This is a genomic window from Paenibacillus sp. J22P277 (assembly GCF_059383675.1).
The window spans coordinates 661292-684029 of sequence record NZ_JBXENS010000004.1 but is presented as its reverse complement, the minus strand read 5'-3'; the positions used below and the strand labels follow the sequence as shown (position 1 = coordinate 684029).

The 22738-nt window shown below is 57.3% G+C and carries 24 protein-coding genes; 19 read left to right on the top strand and 5 right to left on the bottom strand.

What is annotated here, in order from left to right; genetic code table 11:
* Positions 1–205 precede the first annotated feature (205 nt).
* The 17 genes from AC50YL_RS16390 to AC50YL_RS16310 all read left to right on the top strand — a co-directional run bounded on the left by AC50YL_RS16390 (position 206) and on the right by AC50YL_RS16310 (position 16827).
* Positions 206–1621 (top strand): ABC transporter substrate-binding protein, encoded by a 1416-nt coding sequence (locus AC50YL_RS16390; RefSeq protein ID WP_494833263.1) that lies wholly within the window; start codon positions 206–208, stop codon positions 1619–1621.
* On the top strand, positions 1614–2495 hold the full coding sequence (locus tag AC50YL_RS16385) for a carbohydrate ABC transporter permease (RefSeq protein WP_494833262.1): 882 nt from the start codon (positions 1614–1616) through the stop codon (positions 2493–2495). Before AC50YL_RS16390 ends, AC50YL_RS16385 begins: the two co-directional genes overlap by 8 nt.
* Positions 2496–2507: 12 nt before the next feature.
* A complete protein-coding gene (locus tag AC50YL_RS16380) occupies positions 2508–3383 on the top strand; it encodes a carbohydrate ABC transporter permease (protein ID WP_494833261.1) in 876 nt (291 codons plus the stop codon).
* A gap of 19 nt (positions 3384–3402) precedes the next feature.
* A complete protein-coding gene (locus AC50YL_RS16375; RefSeq protein ID WP_494833260.1) occupies positions 3403–4596 on the top strand; it encodes an efflux RND transporter periplasmic adaptor subunit in 1194 nt (397 codons plus the stop codon).
* Between the two features lie 70 nt (positions 4597–4666).
* Positions 4667–5356, top strand: a complete 690-nt coding sequence (locus tag AC50YL_RS16370; RefSeq protein WP_494833259.1) for a response regulator transcription factor — start codon at positions 4667–4669, stop codon at positions 5354–5356.
* Positions 5353–7227 (top strand): sensor histidine kinase, encoded by a 1875-nt coding sequence (locus AC50YL_RS16365; protein WP_494833258.1) that lies wholly within the window; start codon positions 5353–5355, stop codon positions 7225–7227. The genes AC50YL_RS16370 and AC50YL_RS16365 overlap by 4 nt, the downstream gene beginning before the upstream one ends.
* Positions 7228–7532: 305 nt before the next feature.
* The gene (locus AC50YL_RS16360; protein WP_494833257.1) at positions 7533–8543 is read left to right on the top strand and encodes a LacI family DNA-binding transcriptional regulator; all 1011 of its coding nucleotides are present in this window, start codon (positions 7533–7535) and stop codon (positions 8541–8543) included.
* A gap of 28 nt (positions 8544–8571) precedes the next feature.
* Positions 8572–9396 carry an ABC transporter permease gene (locus AC50YL_RS16355; protein WP_161742632.1) on the top strand — a complete coding sequence of 275 codons (825 nt, stop codon included), beginning with the start codon at positions 8572–8574 and terminating at the stop codon, positions 9394–9396.
* 45 nt (positions 9397–9441) lie between these two features.
* The gene (locus tag AC50YL_RS16350; RefSeq protein WP_494833256.1) at positions 9442–10473 is read left to right on the top strand and encodes an ABC transporter ATP-binding protein; all 1032 of its coding nucleotides are present in this window, start codon (positions 9442–9444) and stop codon (positions 10471–10473) included.
* Between the two features lie 39 nt (positions 10474–10512).
* A complete protein-coding gene (locus tag AC50YL_RS16345; protein WP_494833255.1) occupies positions 10513–11745 on the top strand; it encodes an extracellular solute-binding protein in 1233 nt (410 codons plus the stop codon).
* The gene (locus AC50YL_RS16340) at positions 11745–12587 is read left to right on the top strand and encodes an ABC transporter permease (RefSeq protein WP_494833427.1); all 843 of its coding nucleotides are present in this window, start codon (positions 11745–11747) and stop codon (positions 12585–12587) included. The genes AC50YL_RS16345 and AC50YL_RS16340 overlap by 1 nt, the downstream gene beginning before the upstream one ends.
* A complete protein-coding gene (locus AC50YL_RS16335; protein WP_494833426.1) occupies positions 12587–13051 on the top strand; it encodes a hypothetical protein in 465 nt (154 codons plus the stop codon). The genes AC50YL_RS16340 and AC50YL_RS16335 overlap by 1 nt, the downstream gene beginning before the upstream one ends.
* A gap of 5 nt (positions 13052–13056) precedes the next feature.
* The gene (locus AC50YL_RS16330; protein WP_494833254.1) at positions 13057–14058 is read left to right on the top strand and encodes a CehA/McbA family metallohydrolase; all 1002 of its coding nucleotides are present in this window, start codon (positions 13057–13059) and stop codon (positions 14056–14058) included.
* A gap of 84 nt (positions 14059–14142) precedes the next feature.
* Positions 14143–14907, top strand: coding sequence for a glycerophosphodiester phosphodiesterase (locus tag AC50YL_RS16325; RefSeq protein ID WP_494833253.1), 765 nt, complete (start codon positions 14143–14145; stop codon positions 14905–14907).
* Between the two features lie 66 nt (positions 14908–14973).
* Positions 14974–15204, top strand: coding sequence for a hypothetical protein (locus tag AC50YL_RS16320; RefSeq protein ID WP_494833252.1), 231 nt, complete (start codon positions 14974–14976; stop codon positions 15202–15204).
* Positions 15205–15340: 136 nt separating this feature from the next.
* Positions 15341–16201, top strand: coding sequence for a hypothetical protein (locus AC50YL_RS16315; RefSeq protein WP_494833251.1), 861 nt, complete (start codon positions 15341–15343; stop codon positions 16199–16201).
* Complete coding sequence (locus tag AC50YL_RS16310; RefSeq protein WP_494833250.1) at positions 16198–16827, top strand: hypothetical protein; 630 nt, start codon at positions 16198–16200, stop codon at positions 16825–16827. The genes AC50YL_RS16315 and AC50YL_RS16310 overlap by 4 nt, the downstream gene beginning before the upstream one ends.
* Positions 16828–16954: 127 nt before the next feature.
* Here AC50YL_RS16310 and AC50YL_RS16305 read toward each other — a convergent pair whose 3' ends face one another.
* From AC50YL_RS16305 to AC50YL_RS16290, 4 genes are all read right to left on the bottom strand, one after another.
* Positions 16955–17641, bottom strand: a complete 687-nt coding sequence (locus AC50YL_RS16305; protein WP_494833249.1) for an MBL fold metallo-hydrolase — start codon at positions 17639–17641, stop codon at positions 16955–16957.
* Between the two features lie 241 nt (positions 17642–17882).
* Positions 17883–19085 carry an MFS transporter gene (locus AC50YL_RS16300; RefSeq protein WP_494833248.1) on the bottom strand — a complete coding sequence of 401 codons (1203 nt, stop codon included), beginning with the start codon at positions 19083–19085 and terminating at the stop codon, positions 17883–17885.
* An 84-nt stretch (positions 19086–19169) separates the two neighbouring features.
* Positions 19170–19451: an ArsR/SmtB family transcription factor gene (locus AC50YL_RS16295; protein ID WP_161742623.1), complete on the bottom strand. Its 282-nt coding sequence runs from the start codon at positions 19449–19451 to the stop codon at positions 19170–19172.
* A 182-nt stretch (positions 19452–19633) separates the two neighbouring features.
* Entirely contained in the window at positions 19634–20107 is a 474-nt protein-coding gene (locus AC50YL_RS16290; protein WP_494833425.1) for an alpha/beta fold hydrolase, read from the bottom strand.
* Between the two features lie 117 nt (positions 20108–20224).
* Here AC50YL_RS16290 and AC50YL_RS16285 point away from each other — a divergent pair, with 117 nt between their 5' ends.
* Together AC50YL_RS16285 and AC50YL_RS16280 are read left to right on the top strand one after the other, a co-directional pair.
* Entirely contained in the window at positions 20225–20821 is a 597-nt protein-coding gene (locus AC50YL_RS16285; RefSeq protein WP_494833247.1) for a TetR/AcrR family transcriptional regulator, read from the top strand.
* 63 nt (positions 20822–20884) lie between these two features.
* Positions 20885–21367, top strand: coding sequence for a MarR family winged helix-turn-helix transcriptional regulator (locus AC50YL_RS16280; protein ID WP_494833246.1), 483 nt, complete (start codon positions 20885–20887; stop codon positions 21365–21367).
* 94 nt (positions 21368–21461) lie between these two features.
* On the opposite strand, the gene AC50YL_RS16275 is transcribed toward AC50YL_RS16280, so the two are convergent.
* Positions 21462–22442: a ribosome-inactivating family protein gene (locus tag AC50YL_RS16275; protein ID WP_494833245.1), complete on the bottom strand. Its 981-nt coding sequence runs from the start codon at positions 22440–22442 to the stop codon at positions 21462–21464.
* Positions 22443–22738: the final 296 nt, after the last annotated feature.

The window sequence follows — 22738 nt, the reverse complement described above, 5'->3', positions numbered from 1 at the left end:
TCAGTCATGCCGTCAATCAAGCAGATGGTCTTCATCCAACGCGGGTTGGATAAGGACGTCTGCTTTTTTTTGCGAATTTTGAATCTTGAATTTTCAATCTTGAATCTTGAATCTTGATCTCATCTTGATCTGAGCTTCACGCTTTCTTGATCGCCTATCGTTACACTAGCCCTTGTGATCAAGTTCGAGCGAGAGGATGAGAGAATTGAAGAAAAGCTTGCTGGCAATCGTTTGTACGGCTATGGCGCTTACCGTCGCCGCTTGCAGCGGAGGCAACGCGAACGAGCCGTCGCCGCCAAGCGGAGATAACGCGGCGCAATCCGCGAACTCGGGAGCCAATAGTCCGCCGGCCGCCGATCCGGCATCCGGAGCGCCCGCGGCCGCGCCGACGCCCGCCCCCGATCCGAACAAAAAGAGCACCGTCGCGATCTCCATGTACGGCTATGACGCTTACTACGACGATGCGAAGAAAGCCTATGAGGCCCAGCATCCGAACACGACGATCGAAGTCAAATACGTGGCCAAGGAATTTGATCCGTCCGGTTTGCTGGTGGAGAAATTCAGGACCAAGACGGCGGCCGATTTCCTGGGCGGCAAAGGCGCGGATTTGATCGTCATGGACGATCTGCCGGCTGATCACTATATCGGGCAGAACCTGCTGGTCAATCTGAGCGGCATGATGAATGGCGATCCTTCGTTCAGGAAAGAGGATTATTTTCAAAACCTGCTGGATAATGCGAAGCAGAGCGACGGCAACGTCTATGCGCTGCCTTTATCGTTTTCTCTGTCCGGGATGCTGGCGGACGAGGAAGTGCTAAGAGGGACGGGCGTGCAGTTCGACGACGGCAGCTGGACATGGGAGCAATTCAGCGGCATCGTGCAAAAGCTGCCCTTGACGGGCCAATACCAATACGGGTACTTCGAGAAAGCCAAGCCCAATATGTTGTGGCGCTTGCTGACGTCGTCCTATTCGCAATACGTGGATCAGGTTAACCGGAAAGCGAGCTTCGATTCCGATACGTTCATCGCGCTGATGAATCGCATCAATCGGTTGGAAGCGGATAAGACCGTCACTTATGACGCCAAGAACTTCATCAACAATAAGGTGTATTTTCAGCCAACGGATGTCTATTCCTTTAGCGATTATAAGGGACGTTTGAAAGAAAGCAAATTGGCCGACCCGAAGCTCTATCAAATGCCGAAGTCGGAGGGGCAGCAAGCCGGGGGCTTCTACTCGCCGTACGCCAATATCGCGATCAACGCGAACTCGGCCGTAAAACCCGAGGCGTGGGATTTCCTGAAGTTCCTGATGTCCGGCGAAGGGAGAACAACGGACAAGGGATTGGACACGGGAGCTTCCTGGTACAGCGCGTTCCCCGTATTCAAACCCGCATTCGAGGCACGGGCAGCGGCGGCGACGCAGGGAGGACTGATCGGCGAAGCGGAGGTTCGATCGTTAACCGACTATATATCGAAGGCCGCCAATCCGGTCGTCATGCTTCCGGGCGAAATCGAACTCCTGCTGTTCCAGGAAACGCCGGCTTTCTTCAGCGGGCAGAAGTCGGCCGAGGCCGTCGCGGAATTGATGCAGAATAAAGCGACGACTTATCTCAATGAATAAGCTCAGGCTTCGCGCCTGGCCGAGAAAAGACGGACCGGCAGCCATGATGTTCCTGGCGCCAAGCCTGCTTGGGTTTTCGTTATTCTACGTCATTCCGTTCGCGCTGGGTGTCTACTATTCTTTTACTGCCAAGCTTACGGGCGGCTCCTTCGTCGGGTTCGCGAATTACAAGGAGCTGCTCGGCAGCAGCTCCTTCCGTCAAGCAGCCGTCAATACGCTGCTGTTCACCGGAATCGCCGTTCCTATTCTGACTGCACTCTCGCTTGCGCTTGCGCTCATGCTCAACCGGCGCCTATGGCTGCGAAAGGGACTGCAGACGGCGTTCGTCCTGCCCCTCGTCGTGCCCGTTGCCTCCATCGTCATGATTTGGCAAATTTTCGTCGATTGGAATGGAACCTTGAACGCATGGCTGCACGGCCTTGGGCTGCCGCGCGTCGATTGGATGAACTCGAACGGGTCCATGGCGGTGCTGGTGTTGATCTATCTTTGGAAAAATATCGGCTACAACATGATTCTGTTTCTTGCAGGGCTGCAATCCATCCCGCAAAGCTATTATGAAACGGCGCGCATCGAGGGGGCAAACGGGAGCCGCCAGCTGTTCTCCATCACCCTCGTCTATCTCACGCCGACGATGTTCTTCGTGATCCTGATCTCGATCATCAATTCGTTCAAAATATTCAGGGAAACCTACCTGCTGGCGGGCGATTATCCGTATGACCGCATTTATATGATGCAGCACTATATGAACAATATGTTTTTTTCGCTGGATATTCAGAAGCTGACCGCCGCGGCTACGCTCATGGTCGGCTGCATCGTTCTCCTGGTGTCGGGCATGCTGGCGATCGAGCGCCGCTTTCAGGAAAATTTGGAGTAGCGGGAGGCGCTTATGCAGATCATCCGAGCATTACCGAGGGCGACGCTTTTTGTCTTGCTGACGGCGGCGGCGGCGGTCCTATGCCTTCCGATCGTGCTTACGATCGCGAATTCGCTGATGACGCCGAGCGAGTTTGCGCTGAATTACGGCCTGCTTGGGAAGATGACCGACGCCGCGAGCCAGAAGGATGCCTTCGTCAACCTGAAGCTGATTCCGGACTGGGTGACCTTCGCCCAGTACAAGAAGCTGCTCATCGCGACGCCGAGGTTCCTGCAGATGTTTTGGAATTCGGCGGGACTCGTCGTTCCGATCGTCCTCGGACAGACGCTGCTCGCGTCGCTTGCCTCCTATGCCTTTGCTAAGCTTCGCTTCAAAGGAAGGGACGCGCTGTTCCTGGTCTATTTGATGACGATGCTGATGCCGTTCCAGGTCACCCTGGTTCCCAACTACCTCGTCATCGACCGTTTGGGACTGTTCGATACGGATGCGGCGATTATTTTGCCGGGTATTTTCGGTGCGTTCGGCGTATTCATGCTGCGTCAATTCATGGCGCAGATCCCGACCGCTTATATGGAAGCGGCCAAGATGGACGGCGCGGGGCATGCGGCGATTTTCGCCCGCATCTTCCTCCCCTTGGTTAAGCCGGGTATAGCCGCGCTCGCCGTCCTGCTGTTCGTCGATTATTGGAATATGGTCGAGCAGCCGCTTATCTTCCTGGAGGACGCGTTCAAGCAGCCGTTGTCGCTGTATCTGCTTCAAATTCGCGAGCAGGAAGGCGATGTGATTTTCGCAGCATCCGCGTTGTACATGAGCCCGATGATTTTGCTGTTCCTGTACGCGGAAACTTATTTCGTCGAGGGTATTCAGCATTCGGGCATTAAGGGGTAACGGAAGGGGGAGTGATGAAATGGAAGCATCCGCCGAACCAACCGATTCTCGTAACCGGAAGCGGGTAATCGGGCTCATTGCCGGACTATTCTGCGCCTTGCTCATCGGCCTTACCTTATTCAGCAATACGCTGTTTGCGCTGACATTGCCCAAGGTGACCACCGAGCAGCCGGTTACCGGTTCGTTAAATTCGGCCTTCGAAGGAGAAGCGGCCCTGAATGCCGTGTCGGAGCTGGAGTTGTCGAACCCGGCCGGCGGCAAGGTGACGAAGGTGCTGGTCAAGGAAGGCGACGCGGTGAAGAAGGGACAAGGTCTCGTGCGTTACGAGAACGCCGATTCCGAGCAGCAGCTCGAAACGGAAAAAACGGCGTTGAACAGATTGAGGCTGCCGCTGCCCAGCCTGCAGCGGGCTTATATCGAAGCCGCGCATCAAGACGATCCCGCGGCACGGAACGACGCTCGGATCGCGCTGGAAAGCGCGAATCTCGACATCGCCGCGCAGGAGAAGCGCATAGCGGCTTTGCAGCGCCAAGCGGCGGAGCTGCGGGAGCTGAAAGCGCCGTTCGATGGCGTGGTGGAGGCCGTGAACGCCATAGAAGGCCTGACCTCGGGGTCGGGAGCGGCAGCCGATATTCGGCTGTCCAACGCGGATAGAGGACTGCAATTCGAGCTGCAGGTGCCGCTATATATGGCCGCTTCTCTTGCGATAAACGATCCTGTAGAGGTGACGGTTACGGGCGGGAACGGCCGTTCCGTTCAAGGGAACATAACGGCAATCGGAGAGACCGGCGCTTCCGAAGCGGCAATCGGAGAGAGCGGCGCTGCCGGACCGGGCAAAGCCGCCATCGGAGGAATCGGCGATGCCGGGCCGAGCGGTGCGGCTCCCGAGAGCGTTCGCCTGCTCGTTGGCCTGCATGATATACATTTGCGGGGAGGCGATCGGATTAAGCTGAAGCTGGAGGCCGAGGGACCGCAGGACGAAAAGATCGTTTCCAGCCAAGCGATCCATCAGGACCTGGACGGCGCTTACGTATTCGTCTTGCACACGAGCCAAGGGCCGCTCGGCAATACGAAGGTTGCGAGGAAGATGCCCGTGACCGTCACCGCCGTCAGCGGGACGAGGACGGCGATCTCGGACGGCTTGTTCGGAGACGAAGCCGTTATTCTGGAGAGCAGCGAGCCGCTCACTGACGGCGTCCAGGTCCGAACGTAGCGGCAAGCGCCGGGTAAGTCATTTCAAGTATACTGGTAGGTAAGATCGCACACGTTGGAGGAAGCGCCGAATGGAAGCGAAGACGATATTGGTCGTGGAGGACGAGCCCATCCTGAGGGAAATCGTAAAGGATTATTTTCAGAACGAAGGGTTCTTCGTGCTGGAAGCCGCGGACGGCGAACAAGCGCTGGAACGGTTTCGGAACGGACGGGTCGATCTGATTCTGTTGGATATCATGCTGCCCATGCTCGACGGGTGGTCGGTCTGCCGCCGCATCCGCAAAACGTCCGATGTCCCGATCATCATGCTGACCGCGCGCGTGGACGAAGACGACACGCTGCTCGGCTTCGAGCTGGGCGCCGACGATTACGTCACCAAGCCTTATAGTCCGCCCGTGCTGCTCGCGAGAGCCAAACGGCTGCTCGACAGCCGTTCGCGGCAGCGCAGTTCTTCCGCCGCAGATGATGCGTTGATCCGCCACGGCATTCGCATTCATTACCCTTCGCGCACGGTCGAGAGTGACGGCGTAGACATCGGACTGACTCACACGGAATTCGAAATCCTGAGCTATCTCATGCAAAACCAAGGTATCGTCGTCAGCCGGGAAAGGATGATCGTTAAAATCTGGGGCTATGCCTATGATGGCGACGATCGCACGATCAATACGCATATTCGGAATTTAAGAAGCAAGCTGGGGGCCAAATCGAAGCTGATCTCGACCATCGTCCGAACCGGCTATCGCTTCGAGGCCGGCGAATGAGAAGCCGCATCGTACTCAAGCTGTTCGCGATGACGACGCTGCTATGCGCGCTGATATTGACGTCGATCTATCTTGGTCAGGCGTTTTTTTTCAAGAACTATTATGTCAGCCAGAAAGTCAAAGACATCCAGGCTAGCCTGCAAAGCTATAAGGCGCAGTATGAATCCGGTGAAGGCGGCGCCCTGCTCGCCCAGGCGCTCGCGCAGGACTTTTACCGGGATCACGGCGCTTGGCTTGCGGTTCTGGACCATGACGGCGGGCTGATCCAAACCGATGCGTTCGATATGGAATTGATCGGCGAGAGCCTGAGCGGCCAAACCGTGACCTACACGGTGCCCCTGTATTATTTGGTAAGCGCCGACGAAGGGGAGGACTTCAAAAGCTTCCTTGCGAAGCAGACGCCTTTCTGGATCTACGGCATCGTGAAAGGGTCCGCGTTACTTCCCGCAGCCATCCGCGTGGATAATAGCGGCATCGGGATTAGAACCGAATCGTTCGAAAACGCGAACTTGAAAAAGGTCATGGACGGGATTGTATCGGATCGATTAAAACAAATCGACGAGCGCGCAGCGGATAACGCGCAATCCGTGCCGGATTTCAGCGGCAGCAAGGCGGAGCTGTACGATCCGTTCACGTATTTGCAGGGAAAAGTCGTGAAGAAGCGACTCCGGATGCTGGACGATACGAATAGTCTCCTTTATACGAATACCTTGTTTCTCGATCATATCAAGGTTTTCCAGACCACGCTGCTCTTCAAGTACGCCGGCAACGATGCGGTCGCTCAAACGCTGGATTTCGAGCAGAGCAACGCGAAATACAAGCTGTTCATACAGCCGATGCGCGGCTCCGACGGGAATACCGCTTATCTCTACGCGATGGCGTCGCTCCAACCGGTCGACGAGGCCGTGCGTTTGATTCAGAATTACTTCGTTTATGTAATCGCGTTCGTCTCGGTGCTGGTCGTGCTGGCTTCTTATTACTATGCCGTCAGCATCGCAAGGCCGCTGCTGCGCGTCAACCAGATGGCGAAGAAGCTGGCCGACCTGGATTTTACCGCCGCGATCCCGATCAAGTCGAAGGACGAGATCGGCGATCTGTCCAGAAGCATCAACTCGCTGTCGCAGAAGCTCCATGCTTATATCGGCCGGCTTCAGGACGACATCGAGAAGGAGAAACGGCTCGAGAACACCCGGAAGGCGTTCATCGCCGGCGTCTCGCATGAGCTCAAGACACCGCTCAGCGTGATGAAGAGCTGCATCTCGATTCTGCGGGACGGCGTAGCCGCGCATAAGAAGGATCATTATTTCGCGGCGATGGACAAAGAAGTGAACAAGATGGACGAGCTGATCGTGGGCATGCTGGAGCTGGCCAAGTATGAGTCGGGCACGTATCCGTTGAAGACCGAGACATTCTACATCGATCGGATGATCGACGCGGCGTGCGGGCAGTTCGGCGCCGAGCTCGACGATAAAAGGCTGCGGCTGCGCGTTCGGGCCGTCCCCGTCCAAGTCACGGCCAACCGGCTGCGCATCGAGCAGGTGCTGACCAACTTCATGACGAACGCGATCCGCTATACGCCCGAAGGGCGAAGCATCGACGTGACCGCCGCCGAGGACGGGGAGCGGGTCAAGGTTTGCGTCGAGAACGAAGGCGTCCGCATCCCGTCCGGGCAGCTGGACAAAGTATGGGACCGGTTCTACCGCAGCGACGCTTCCCGCGCGCGCGCCTCGGGAGGCGCGGGGCTCGGCCTCGCGATCGCCAAAAACATTTTGGAGCTGCACGGCGCCGAATTCGGCGTGGCCAACACGCCGAACGGGGTCGCTTTTTATTTCTGGCTTCCGAAGGCGCCGACGCCTTCTCCGCCGCTTTGAGCCGCAGCGAGGCGGACGCGAGAGCGGCCGAAGCGGCAAAGGAACGGGTCCGCGATCCCGACCGGATTACGGATTCCGCCGGCCGGCCGACCGGTCGGAAATCGATTTGCCGCGACGGCGTTTACACAAAAAGACCGAATCAGGGGGCTGATCCGGTCTTTTTGCTATTTTTTGGGTTTTTTAGGCGTCGGATTTACAATTCCTTAGGTTCAGTTTAACGCAGCAGAAACACCGCTTCTCTATTCTAAGTGTGTGGGAACGGTCTCATGTGGGAACGGTCTCACAGCCGGAAAGGGAGTGCACCTTTGGATAATCCGACCATTAAAGAAATCGCCCTGCGCGCCGGGGTCTCGAAGTCCACCGTTTCGCGGATCATCTCCGGCAAGGGCTACTCCAGCCCCGAAGCACGCGACAAGGTGCTCGGGCTGATCGAAGAACTGCAATATAAACCGAACGCGGTCGCGAGGGCCATGGTATCGCAGCGTACGCACAACATCGGCGTGCTCCTGTACAGGCGGGATCATCCGATCGCCTCGCATCCGTTCTACGGAAAAATCGTCGATGCCATCCTCCTGGCGGCGGCAACCCTGAACTACTCGGTCTTCGTCACGACCGATCACGACATGTCTTACCGATCGGCCGATTTCATGATGGAGAAACGGGTGGACGGGCTCATCCTCATCAGCCGCCTGCAGCAGAACGTCATCGACCACATTACGAAATTCGGCGTTCCCTACGTCATGGTGAACGGTTCGACGGACGTCGACGGCGTCATTCACATCGTCAACCAGGACGAAGAGGGAGGAAGGCTGGTCGCCGAGCATCTGACCCGCACCGGACACGACCGCATCTTCGTCATCGCCGGACCGCAGACGCACCGCAGCCATCATTTGCGGTTCAAGGGCTTCATGACATGCATGGAACAGACCGGCATCGAAGTGCCGGAAGCGTCGGTCCGCTATGCGGAGACCTCGACCTTCGCCGAAGGCTACGACATCATGAGCCGTCAGTGGGGACCCTTCCGGGCGGGACGGTACTCGGCGATCTTCGCCACCAACGACATGCTCGCGCTCGGAGCGATGAAATTCCTGCTGGAGCAGTCGGTGCGCATCCCCGAGCAAATCTCGGCGGTCGGCTTCGACGACATCGATTTCGCGGCGATGTTCTCGCCTTCCTTGACCACGGTCAGGGTCGATGCCGGCGAGATGGGCAGGCAATCGATCAAGCTGCTCGATCAGCTGATCCGCCAAGAGCCGAACGTCATGCATCCGAGCCAGCTGCAACCCGAGTTAATCATCAGGCAATCGACCAAATGAACCATTCCGAAAGGAGCGACAATCATTCATGCGCTGGTATCTCAAAGCGTTGGGCACCCGAAAAATCGTTGAATTCATCGTGCTCGTGCTCTTCGTCATCTTCTTCCTCGGCCCGCTGCTGAACTTGGCCATTCTGGCCTTCACCGGCAAATGGAGCTACCCGGACGTGCTGCCGCATCAATGGTCCATGAAATGGTGGACCTTCGTCTTCAAGCAGGAGGATATCGCGAAGTCCATCGGCCTCTCGTTCATGATCGCCGCGATCGTGACGGGGCTGTCCATCCTGATCTGCATCCCGGCGGCGTACGCGTTCGCCCGAATCCGTTTTCCGCTCAGCAAGTTCTTCCTGTTCTCGTTCCTGCTGACGCACGCGTTTCCGAAGATGGGCCTGTACGTGTCGATCGCGGTGCTGTTCTACAAGCTGGGCCTTATGAACACGCTGCTCGGCGTCGTGCTGATCCATATGATCAACGTGCTGATGTTCATGACGTGGATTCCGACCGCCGCCTTCCGCAACGTGCATAAGGCACAGGAGGAATCGGCGAGAGACGTCGGGGCCGGCCCGTTCCGGGTATTTCTGAAGATTACGCTGCCGATGGCCCTGCCGGGCATCATCGTCGCTTCGATCTTCACGTTCCTGAACTCGCTCGACGAGGCGCAGGGAACGTTCCTGGTCGGCATTCCCAATTACAAAACGATGCCGATCGTCATGTATTCGATCATCAGCGATTATCCGGCTTATGCCGGAGCGGTGTTCTCGATCATCCTGACGGCCCCGACGATCATCCTGCTGCTCGCCGCGAAGCGGTTCGTCAGCGCGGATGTCATGTCCAGCGGCTTTCAGCTCAAGTAACGTCGCGGAACGCGGCGGATCAATCGCAGATTCAAGGAGGCCATTATGGATATTCAGCTTTCCGTTCAACAATTGTCGAAACGGTACCATACCGGCGAAGGCGTAACCGGCATCTCGCTCGACGTGCGCAAAGGCGAGCTCGTGACGCTGCTCGGCCCGTCCGGCTGCGGCAAAACGACGGTGCTCCGCAGCATCGGCGGTTTCCTCGACCCCGATTCCGGCGAAATTCGCATCGAAGGCACGAGCGTGCTGAAGCTGCCGCCGGAGAAGCGCCCGACCTCGATGGTGTTCCAGAGCTACAATCTATGGCCGCATATGACGGTGTTCGATAACCTGGCATTCGGCCTTAAAATACGCAAGATGAAGAAAGCCGATATCCGCAAGGCGGTCGAGGAGGCGCTGCAGCTCGTGCGGCTGCCGGGCTCCGAGAACAAGCATCCCGGCGAGCTCTCGGGCGGACAGCAGCAGCGCGTCGCGCTGGCCAGGTCCCTGCTCCTGAAGCCGGCCGTGCTGCTGCTGGACGAGCCCTTCTCCGCGCTTGACGCCAAGCTGCGGCACGAGATGCGCGAGGAGCTGCGGGATATCCAAGCGCAGACCGGGCTGACGATGGTATTCGTCACCCATGACCAGGAAGAGGCGTTGTCGATCTCCGACCGCATCGTCGTCATGAACCAGGGCAACATCGAGCAGATCGCGTCGCCGCAGGAGATTTACGATGCGCCGAACACGCTGTTCGTCGCGCAGTTCATCGGCAAGATGAACTTTTTGAAAGGGGTGATTTCGGAAGAGCAAGTAGCCGTAGGGAAGTTGAGGTTTCCAAATCCGAACCGATTGTCCGGAGGGGTAAGGCTGGCATTCCGGCCTGAAGATGTCGTCATGAACAGTCCTGAAGAAGAAAGCTTGCCCGGCGTCATCAAACAGATCATGGTTCTGGGCCACTATGCCGAAGTCTCGATTCAATTGCCGGAGCATGGCGTCATTCGGGCGTTTCAGCCGCGGGATACCGTCAAGGCGCTGCATACGGGCGAGCCGGTTCGCGTCAGCTTCAAGAAAGTGCTTACTTATTCGGAAGTCTAAACCCAAACGAATCCCCAATGCCAAGGAGGCAAATAAGCCATGTTACGCAAAAAATCCGCTCTTACCTTACTGACAGTAACAACCGTTACCGCAGCGCTTCTCGCCGGGTGCGGAAGCACGAATAACGGCGACAACGCGGCCAACAACGGCGCAGCTAATAACGGTGCGGCCAACAACGGTGCGGCGAACGGCGCGACGAACGCGGGCGGCAACGCGGCTCCGGAGGACGCGGCGGCCAAGCCGGTCGAATTCAACTTCTACTTCACCGGTTCCGAGAACGTCAAGAGCCTGTGGGACACGATCATTCCGATGTTCGAGAAGGATCATGCGAACATCAAGGTAAAAGAAGTGTACATTCCGTCCGGCACGGGCGCGCAGCCGACGTACGACCGGATTCTCGCGGCGAAGAAAGCGGGCAAAGGCTCCGGCGATATCGACCTGTACGAGGACGGCCTGTCCAACGTCACCCAGGGACAGAAGGACGATCTGTGGGATACGCTCGACCCGGCCAAAATCGCCAACCTCGCTAAAGTCGACGCCAATACGCTGAAGGACGTAGCCAACCTGGCGATTCCGTACCGTTCGTCCGCGGTCGTGCTCGCGTACAACAGCGATAAGGTCAAGACGCCTCCGAAGACGCTCGACGAGCTGTTCGCTTGGATCAAGGCGAATCCGGAACGCTTTGCCTACAACGACCCGTCCACGGGCGGCGCCGGCAGTTCGTTCGTCACGACGGCGCTGTACGACAAGCTGCCGGAAGACGCGATCCACAGCACGGATGCGAGCATCGAGAAGCAATGGGACGACGGCTTCAACACGCTGAAGGACCTCGGCAAATACGTATACGGCAAAGGCATCTATCCGAAGAAAAACCAAGGCACGCTGGACCTGCTGATCAGCGGCGAAGTGGACATGATTCCGGCTTGGTCGGACATGGCGCTCGAGCAAATCGGCAACGGCCAGCTGCCGGAGACGACGAAAATCTCGCAAATCACCCCGGGCTTCAACGGCGGCCCGACGTACCTGATGGTGCCGAAGCTGTCCGAGAAGAAGGACGCGGTCAATGAATTCCTGAACTTCGTGCTGTCGCCGGAAGCGCAAGCCGTCGTCGTGACCAAAATGCACGGCTTCCCGGGCATCCAGCTCTCGAACATGCCGCAAGACATCCAGGATTCCTTCAAAGGCGTGGCCGAAGGCTTCCGGACGTTCAACATCGGCGACCTCGGCAACGAGATCAATAAACGCTGGCAGAGCGACGTAGCCGCGCAATGATGAAGAAACAGGTGAAAATGGGGATACTGGGAGTGCTTCTGGTCATCCCCTCTTTTCTGTTGCTGTTCGTCACGGTGGTCATTCCGATCGGAGTCTCGTTCAAGGAGAGCCTGACCAACAAGGAAGGCGGCTTCGATCTGTCGAATTACAAGTTCTTGTTTACCGATAAGCTGATGCGCTCGAATATCGTTTTCTCGCTGGAAGTGACGGTCATCTCGGTCGTAATCGTGCTTATCGTTAGTTATGCGCTGGCGGCTTACATGCGATTCAACAACGGCAAAATCGTGAAATGGATCAAGAATATGTACATGATCCCGATCTTTATCCCGTCGGTTATCGCGACCTACGGCTTGATCCAGCTGCTGGGCAACCACGGGTGGCTTTCCCGCTGGGTGCTGCTGCTCGGCGGCGGCGATATTCCGCGCCTCATTTTCGACATGAAGGGCATCATCATCGCCCAATTGTGGTTCAACATCCCGTTCACGACGATGCTGCTCGGCTCCGCCTTGTCGGGCGTGCCCGACGCGGTCATCGAGAGCGCGAAGGACGTCGGCGCGGGCAAGCTGCGCCTCTTCGCCCGGTTCATCCTGCCGCTCACGTACAAGACGCTGCTCGTGGCGATCACCTTCGTCTTCATGGGCGTCATCGGCTCGTTCACCGCGCCGTTCCTGCTCGGTCCGAACGCGCCGCAGATGCTCGGCGTGTCGATGGAGCAGATCTTCAGCGTGTTCCAAGAGAAGCAGCAGGCGTCCGCGCTGGCGTTCTTCACGTTCCTGCTTTGCTCGGTCATGGGCTACTTCTACATTCGCAGCATGGTCAAGGAAGAGGGGGCAAGGTCTTGATGAAACGTCTCGTGCTGGACGCGGAGGGACAGGTGCAGCCTGTCTGCTCCAAGACGCATATCGCGTACAGCTTCCATCTGGCTAAGCCGGGCGGCAAGCTGTGGATCGATTTCGCGTACGAACCCAAGAATCTGGAAGACCGCGAGCGGTCGCGGGAACTGATCGCGGCCGGCGTGGAGCAGTATACGGAGCCGGCGCAGCGCGAGCTGGTCATGGACCGCTGGGAATCCTTCCTGCCGCTCAAGAATCTGATTACCGTCTCCGTCGACGATCCGGCGCGGCATCGGGGGGCGGGCCATCGCCATGATCCCGAGCAGCTCCTGGAGCTGGGCGAAACGGAAGCGTCGCCGGGCTTCGTCTCCGGCGAGCTGATCGAGGGCTTATGGCGCGTCACGCTGAGCCTGCACGCGATCGTGACGGACGACTGCCGTTACCGGCTGCGAATACATCACGAGGAGGCATAAGCATCATGCGCTGGACGGCATGCGAACTGCATAGTCATACGTTTCACAGCGACGGCAGGCAAACCCTGCTCGAGCTGGCCCAAGGGGCGAAGGCGCTCGGGTTCGAGTGCGTCGCGCTAACGGATCATAACACGATGACGGGCTTGGAGAACAAGGAGCTCGTCGAGCGGGAAACCGGCATGACGATCATATCCGGCATGGAGTGGACGACCTTCCACGGGCATATGGTGACGATCGGGTTGACCGATTTCGTGGATTGGCGTCCCGCGGGGCCGGGCGATATCGACGCGGGCATCGCGCGGGTCCACGCCGCGGGCGGCATTGCCGGCATGGCGCATCCGTTTCGCATCGGCAGCCCGATGTGCACGGGCTGCTTCTGGGAATTCGAGATCTCGGATTGGAACGCGCTCGATTACATCGAGGTGTGGTCGGGTACCTTTCCGTCGATCAAGACGGACAATGCCCGCGCGTTCCGGCTCTGGACGGAGAAGCTGAACGAAGGGTACCGGATCGCGGCGACGTCCGGACGAGACTGGCATGCGCAGGAACGGACCGAAGATCCGGTTTCGGTGACGTATCTGCTGCTGGACGGCGGCGAAGGCTCCGTGACGGAGCAGGCGGTGCGCGCGCTGGCCGCCGGCAGGGCCGCGGTCACGATGGGGCCGCTCGTAACGCTGGAGCTGCGGTCCGAGACGGGAATCTTCGGCATCGGCGCTTGCGTGCCGGCGCAGGATCAGGGCAGCGGCTACGAAGCCGCCGCGACGATCGATTTTGGGGTAAGAGAAGGCAAGTGGGCATTCCCCGATGCGGGCTATACGCTCGCGTTGACGAGCAATCTAGGCGTGATCGGCGAAGCCGACGCGAGCATGGAGCAGACGGAGTACAGATTCGACATTCCCGGCGACGGCCTGCTGTGGGTTCGGGCGGAGCTCCGAGGAACGGTGCGCGGCGTTCGCACGACGATCGCCTTCACCAATGCGATTTACGCGGATTCGGAGAAAGCCTAGGCTTCCGAAGCCGTGACGATCCGCGCTGCGGCAAGCCTTCACTGCGATGGCCTGACCCGCGCAATTTAAAGGAGCGTGAATGAAATGACGCGACGTTTTCCGCTTGTAACGGCGCATGCCGGCAGCATGAGCATCATGGCGCATACGCTTCGCTCGGTTCAGATCGGACTCGAGCTCGGCGCCGACGTGGTGGAAGAGGATATTCGGGTGACCAGGGACGGCGTCCCTGTATTGGTTCATGACGACGAATGGTCGACCGCGGATCGGTCGACCGTGCATATAGCGGAGATGACCTACGCGGAATTAAGCGGGCTGGAGTTGGAGGCGGAGCAGGGGGAATTGCGTGAGACGTTTCGCCTCCTCCGGTTGGAAGACATCCTGCCGCTGATTCAAGCCTCCGGCAAGATCGTGAATCTGGACTTGAAGGTCGACGAAGCGATCGAGCCGACGGCGGCTCTGATCAAGCGGTACGGCTTGTCGGAGCGGGCTTTCTTCTCCGGCTGCCAGCGGGACCGGGCGCTTTTGGCCGAGCGGCTGCAGCCGGAGATGCGCAAGATGCTCAACACCGACGTCGAGCTGTTCAAGACGATGTCCTACCGGGACGCGATGGTTCAGACTTGCGAGGACGCTCTGGCGGCAGCTTGCCAAGGCATCAACATCTATCACGGCATCCTGCAAAAGGAATTCGTGGATTATGCCGCGGAGCAAGGCCTGCCGGTCTATGCATGGACCGTCGAGGACGCCGCGCTGATGCGCCGATACGCGGAGTGGGGCGTCGGCTCGATTACGACGCGCAGCGTCGCGACGCTGCTGCAGGTCAAGCGGGAGTGGCTCGGCGCGCAGCCTTGACGGCCGGTTAGACGGGACGCGTCCGCAGGTTACGGTTTACAGAAGCAGTAGTCAGGGGTATCATCTTTGCCGATGGTACCTTTTTTATTTTTGTTTTTGCAAACGCAATCATTGGCTGCGCTCATGGGCAAGCGCGCATCCGCGTTCGGCCATGGCGGCGACGGCGGTTCGATCGCGTTCGCGGATCCCGAGCATAGGCTGGCCGTCTGCTACGTCAACAATCGCTACACGAACCGGGGCGCCGGTGCGGATATTATCCAAGAATTGAAGAACGGACTCGGCATCGCCGTCGATTAAATCGGCGGGCAGCGCTGATCGGCGTTACATTGCCAATGAGAAATTGAATCGCTGCCGGCAGTTGAACGAAACATTTTACTCTCTTGGAAGTATTATCCTTTGCAGGCGCGAGTCCGCGAGGGAGGAACGATCGGAAATGAGAACACGATATGCCGTCTACGGCATTGCGGCGGTACTGATTATCGCGAGCTGGATCGGCAATATTGCCTACAACCGGTATTATCGGCTGCCGGAGGGACGGTTTCTGGAGCATCATATCGAAGCGACCGATACGCCGTCCGTGGCATTCGATCTCTATTATGTCGCGAACAAGGAAGATAAGCGGGCGATTCAGTCCATTCAGGTAAAAGGCCTGCCGTCGCTGCAATTTTATCCCGTTACGGTACATCAGGAACTAAACCGTCAAACGATCTATAAGTGGATGGGCTACAATGCGTATGATTCGGCTAGGAAAACGGTCTTGCCGCCACTGGTCGTCCGCGATGTAGACGTAACGTTCAATGACGGGCACACGCAGCCGATGGATGTCGGCGAAATCATCGTCTATCGCGACCCCTCCCCCTCTCGTTCGGGAGCTTCTGCGGTCAGCATGCTTTCCACCGGCGGCTCTTCGGACAATACAGGCTCGGTTACGGTACGCGCGGAACGGGCTGCCGTGCTGACGTCCACGACGTCCGCGCTGCTTTCTCGGCTGGGATCTGCCTTTCAGTTCGAGGTGAACGTGGCCGAGGCCGGCAAACCCGGTATGCCGGTCGAATCGGAAGCGATCTATCCCGCGAAGCTGGTCAAGGGGCAGAGCGTCACGACGGATTACCGGTTCCGTTTTCCGAATCAAGACCCCCATGGCATGGACGTCTTCAACGTGCTGCTGACGCATGCGTTCGAAGAGGCGGACGGAAAGAAAACGGATTACCGCATGTTCGCCAACTATGCGCCTTATTTTACGGAATCGCAGATGAAAGCATTCGTCCGCGCGCAGAGGAGGGAAGCCGGATGAAGTTCTCCTATTCCCGCATCGCCCTGGGCTTGACGTTCGAGCTGATCGATTTTCGAATCATGAATTTCGATCTGCTTCCGGATGTCGTCGGTTACCTGCTCGTCATGTGGGGCGCCTACCGGCTTAGCGGCGGCAACCGCGTCTTCCTGATCGCCTGGGTCGCGGCGGCGGTTCAGCTGCTGCCTGCTTGCGGCGCGCTGTTCGGCCGTCTGACCGTGATCCCGCTATCTAGTTCCGAACCGATTACACCCTCGCAACTGATCGAAGTCGCGCTCAAGAACGTGCTCGAAGCCGTGATGCTGTTCGGCATTTGCGCGGGCATTCGCGCCGGCGCCATGAAGCGGGGGCTGAAGGGCTTGGCTGAAGCCGCCCGGACGCGTTGGAGATTCGTGATCGCCATCGACGCCGCGGGCCTTTTCCTGATGCCCTTCCTGTTGAACGCGGCGAAGGACGAATGGTTCTCCTTCGCTTTTCTGTTCGCCGTCGCCGCGTTCTTCGCGCATTTCAGCGTGATTTTCCTCGTCAACCGGGCGGGCAGGGAGGGGCATGACGATGACCGCGAGGAAACCCGAGGCCCGGCAAGCGGCGGCCGGCAGGCGGATGACGCCGAGCAAACGGCCGGATAACGCGTCTCTGCCGTCCAAACGGCGAGGCGCGCGTCAGACGTCAAATAGGACGGCTATCCATGGCACCTGAAGCCCATGAATAGCCGTCCTTTCTTGATGCTCGCTTCTGGGGATAACCGGGAAGCGATTACTTGACCTCCGCGGGACCCGCGTCCAAGATCGCCTGCAGGCGGTCCTGGAGGTTGTCCGTGCATACGCCGCCATGGTAGGCGATGATCTTTTCCAGCTCCAGCGCTTGAAATTTAGCGATGGATTGCAGCGCCGTCGTTTGATCCGGCGTATAGATCGGGCTGTAAGATTGCAGGACGCCGTCCTGCGCCCTTAAGGCATCGCCCGCGATCAGCGTTTTGCTCGGAATGTGGTAAAACGACGTATGGTCCGGCGTATGGCCGGGCGTAAACACCGCGCGGATGCCGCCGGCGAAAGGCAGGATATCGCCGTCCTGCAGGGCAACGTCGACTTTGACGGGCGTGCCGACGAGCTTCTTGCTCTTGTCGAGGGGGATTTCCCCGGCCAAGTAAGGCACGGCGACTTCATGCGCAAGCACTTGAACCTGGTCTCCGAACGCTTGTACCAAAGCCGGCAAACTGCCGATATGATCCGAATCTTGATGGGTAATGAGGATTTTGGTCAGCTTCTCGAACGGAATCCCCGCTTCTTGGAATGCGGCGCGAATCAGCTCCGTTTGACCGGGAAGCCCGGTATCGACGAGAACGATGTCTTGATCGTCCCACAGGACGGTCAGAAAGAAAGGATTGTTGCGATTTTCCATGCTGATTTGAATCGTCTTGATGCCTACGTCCGATTGTGCCAATTCGAACACCGCCTTAATCTTATTGTATACGATCCAATTATTTCAATGCGTTCAAGGAAAATCAATCTCTTTCTGCCGGCCGGACGAAAAAAGCGAATGCCGCGGGCAGTCGACGACCGAGGAATCTCTTCGCGACGAGAAGCCCGCGGCCTGCTTGTCACAGCAGAGCCGCGGGCTTCTTCCTGCGTGGGTCAAATCAAGCATGCGGCGCGACCGGTTGCCGCGACACATGCGCGCTTGCTTACGCGCCGATCTTGTCGGCGCGCGCTTCCTTATGCGCTGCGCGGGAGGCCGAGCCGAAGCGGAAGTAGCCGAAGGCCGCCGCCGAAGTAAGCGCGGCGATGGCGACGCCGGCCGCCCCGATCCAAGTAACGGCGGTCAGCGAAGCGCCTTCCACGACCACGCCGCCGATGCCCGCGCCGGCAGCCATCGCCAGCTGCACGGTGGAGCTGTTCAGGCTGAGCATGATGCTGGTCGCTTCGGGCGCGAGCGAGATCAGATGGTACTGCTGCGTCGGGCCGGAAGACCAGGCGGAGAAGGACCAGAGCATGAGCAGCGGGAACATGAGCGCGGGCGAATGGGCCGCGAACGAGATCACGATCAGCCAAGCCGCGTGGAACAGCATGCCGGTCACCAGCGTGCGCTTGAATCCCCAGCGGTCGGTGCCGAATCCGCCCAGCTTGGAGCCGATCAGGCTGGCAACGCCGAAGGCGAGCAGCGCGATGCTGACGAGTTTCTCGCTCATGCCCGTAATATCGAGCAGGAATGGGGAAATATACGTGTAGGTGATGGAATAGCCGCCGAGCCAGAAGAACGTGATGCCGAGCGCGACGACGATTTTCGGATTTTTAAGCAGTTTCAGCTGATCGCGCAGCGGCACCGGCTGCTCGCCGTCCGTCTTCGGAATCGTGAAGGCGATGAGCAGCAATGCCAGCAGGCCGAGCGCGCCGATGCCGGCGAAGACGACCTGCCAATCATAGGCGGAAGCGACCAGCCGGCCGAGCGGCACGCCGACGATCAGCGCCGTGCTGAAGCCCATGACGAGCGTCGCGATGGCGCTGCCCTGCTTCTCCGGCGGCGCGATCTTAGCTGCGACCGTGAGCGCCGTGACGACGAACACGCCGCTGCTGAGCGCAACGATCACGCGAGACGCGATGAGGGCGCCGAAGCCGGAGAACACGTATGCCGCGACGTTCCCGACGATGAAGATCGCGAGCGCGTACAGCATCAGCTTTTTCCGGTCGACCTTGGCGGCGGCGGCCATCAGGAAAGGCGTGCCGAACCCGTATGCGAGGGAGAACACGGTGATCAGCTGGCCGGCCGCGGCGACGGAGACGCCGATATCGTCGGATACTTTATCCAAGATGCCGGCAATGATGAATTCGGACGTGCCGACGAGAAAGCTGACCAAAGCCAGCATATAGATTTTCAAATTATAAGACAAACGTTCCAGCTCCTTATCCGTTATCTCTCTTTATAATAATTTTATATTTCTAAATTTATCGAAATAAACGACGAAAAAAAACGGCTACCCCAATAGATAAGGAGCGTACTTGCGCGCGACTTCCTTGTTGACGCTGTAATAAATATACGTGCCGTCCTTGCGCAGCGTGAGCAGGCCGCATTCCGTAAGCTGCTTCAAGTGATGCGATAGCGTGGAACCTGCAACGGACTCGAGCTTGCTGCCGATGTCGGAGCAGCAGAGATTCATCTCTTCCGTAAGAAGCATCGCTATTTTGATCCGGGTCGGCTCTCCGAGTGCTTTGTAGACTTTCACCGCGCGTTTGACTTCCTCGTTGTCCTCGACCATGGTTTCTCACCGCCTTCGTCCATATATTTCGAAAACTATGGAAACAAGAATACCATATCTCGGCCGTCGTTGTAAATGGGCGATTCGAGCCAACCTTCGATGGGTTGTTGTCACGCCGACGATCAAGTCCCCGATTCGGAATCGAATCGGGGGCGGGGATTGCTTCTGTCGGACCTGCGAAGCTAATTTCGCCGCAGGTTCGCGAGCTGGCCCAGCACGGCTTCGAGGCTGCCCTCCTTCTCCGCCTTCAAGATCCATTGGAACCAGGGCGAGACGCCGACATTGGCGGTCAACCGTTCGACAAGGCTGGTCTGGCCGAACGGCGTCGGCCCGTTGGTCGAAATTAGCCTGCGAATCCGATTCGGATGGCGAGCGGCAAGGCCTATGCCGACCGGTCCGCCGAAATCGTGCATGACGAGCGTAATCCCTCGCAGATCGAGCGCGAGAATGAACCGTTCAAGATTGTCGATATGGTTCTGCAGCCAGTAGGTGCGGTCCTGCGGGGGTTCGCTTTTGCCGAATCCCATATGATCGGGGACGACGACGCGATAATCATCGCGCAGCGCCGTGATCAGATGCCGATACAAATACCCCCAGGTCGGCTCGCCGAGAAGGCAAAGAACGGTTTTATAACGTACTAATCGGTATGTAACTATTTTATAAAGTATCTAACGGTATAAACATGTGTCAAGCAGTATTTAGCATAGGTTTGACTAATTGCGTAAGTTCCTGTAGAATTTAATTATACTGATCGATATGAAATGAGGGTATTTATGGTGCGGCCTCGGGCATTCGATGAAGAAAAGGCGCTTCAGGCAGCGATGGACGTTTTTTGGGAGAAAGGTTTCGAAGCGACCTCGCTCAGCGATTTGACGGAAAAAATGGGCATTCAGCGGCCTAGCATATATTCGGCGTACGGGGACAAGAAGGAGCTTTTCGAAGCGGCCCTTCGCAAATACAATCACCTTCATTCTTCCTCCATCCGCAACCGGCTTCATAGCACGCCGTCGGTCAGAGAAGCATTCCGCTCCTTATTCGAAGGCATCGTGGCAGAAGGATACGAGGCAGGACCGTACCGCGGGTGCTTCTGTCTCAACGTGATGGTCGAGCTGGCGCCGCATGATGCCAAATTCGAAGTGCTGACAAGAGAACACCAGATGTATTTGGCGGCGATTTTCGGCGAAACCATCGAACGCGGAATACAATCCGGCGAATTAAGGAACGATCTGAATGTCAAGGAGCTGGCCCAAACGCTGGTCGTCTCCATGATCGGACTGACCGTGTTCATGAAAGCTCGTCCCGATCGGGCGTTTGCGGAAAATTCCGTTACTGCGATACTTGCCCTGCTGCAGGAGAACCGGTCGAATTGACATCCGTTTTCAATGGCGTATACTTAACTTGTATGTACACCAAACATTAAAGGAGGCACAGGAATGGATAACCAAACCGATCGCGCGGCCGTCGAACCTGTCGATCTCGCCAAAGCCGAACCGGCGGACGACTCCTTCCTCCGCACGTGCCTGTTTTTCAACGCCAATCGCCTCAGCCGCGCCGTGACGCGGATGGCCGAGGAACAATTCGCCCGGACCGGCCTGACGCCGATGTACGGGTATTTGATTCGCATCGTGAACGGCTCGCCGGGGATCACGCAGAAGCTGCTGGCGGAGAAGCTGTACATCACGCCTTCGACGCTGACGCGGTTTATCGATAAATTGGAAGCGAAAGCGCTCGTGGAGCGCAAGGTGAGCGGGAAGACGGTGCTCGTCTATCCGACGGAGAAGGGAATTGCCCTGGAGCCGCAGATTCGGAGCGCCTCCAAGGACTTCAAGGTCAAGTACGAAGAGATTTTGGGCAAGGAAGCGGCGGCGCTGCTCTCGTCCGAGCTGGAAATGACGAGCGGACTCCTGGAAGAGTAACGATCGCGCGCGAAAGCGCGGTTAATTTGGACACCGGCCTTGATGGCCGGTGTCAGGCTGTCGAGAAAGTCTCGCCAGCCTTTTCTTATGTCCATTACAACTCAGTATGTCCCCAGTCGCCTTTAGGGCCTTCCTCCGGCAACCCCAAGTTGTTGTTATTCAACAATATGGCTAAATAACGCGCAACGTCATTCCAAGAGCGAAGAGTCCCGACTCCCTCAATTGATCTAGGAGGGGAAGAAGGATTGGCCGTTATGTTATAACCGAAATTCGAAATAGGATTCCATGCGTTCTCGAGCCGCTGCTGCAACATCGGTAGACCGTTGTAGAATGCACCATATCTGCCCATAATATCGGCCATGATACCGTACACATCGTTAAACCGTGCAGCTTCGGAAGTGAATTGAATCATAAACATCAGCGATCGGGCTACGTCTTGCTGATTAGCGCCGTAAGGGTTCGTTGCATACGCCAGGTTGAAGACGGAATTCCACAAATCATTGAACGAGATCGGCATAGATTCCCGGCCCCTATGCGCAGCTTGGTTCATCGAATTATAATTACTGCCGAAGTTGAGCGTTTGTCCGCCCCCCGTCGGTCTGCCCTGTAACTGATCAAAATGATGGAACAAGTTATAATCGCCGTCATTAAATTGAAACGTCGTGCCGTATGTGTTCGTAAAGCCCCGCAAATATAAATCTCCCGGCGTAAACCAAAGAATGAGGTTGGTATTCCCGTTCCTTAGCGTCACCGAGGTCAGACCGTTCACGTAATGGTTGGGCTGACTATTCGCATCCCTAGGTACATATTGGGTTTGAAGCGAGCCAGTTCTATAGCTGTGTCCTACACCTGAACGAAGACTTCCTATAACCCCTCTATAATCATTCATTGCCGATAAACTGGGATTTGTCAAATTAAGATAGCTATTCGTAATGATCCCTCGAGGTACATCAGCATGAACAACTTCGCCGGTCGAGAAAAACGTGCCTGTAGCTGCCACCGCAAAAGTCAAAGCGGTTAGAACAACTTTTCTGGAATTGCGTTTAAAGCCCTGATAAATCGATGTTAGACTCATTTCATATCCTCCTCTGTTTTTTGTCTCTCAACGTCATTCTCAGCCCATGCCGGTTCTGAAATCATCCGAAGCATTCGGATGACGCTCAACCGCCGTTTTACACGCCAATGCTGTAAATTCAACTCGAATGCCGGCCTCAGGTACCATCCGCACAATCGAGCCTGGAGCTACTTGTTCCTCACCCCCTTTCTAGGGTCGCATCGTTTGATTGATATTTAAAAAACTAGTTAACTAGTTATATATTTTATTTGAGGTAATGTCAACCACATGAATAAAATCTTAACAATTCCGAGTCC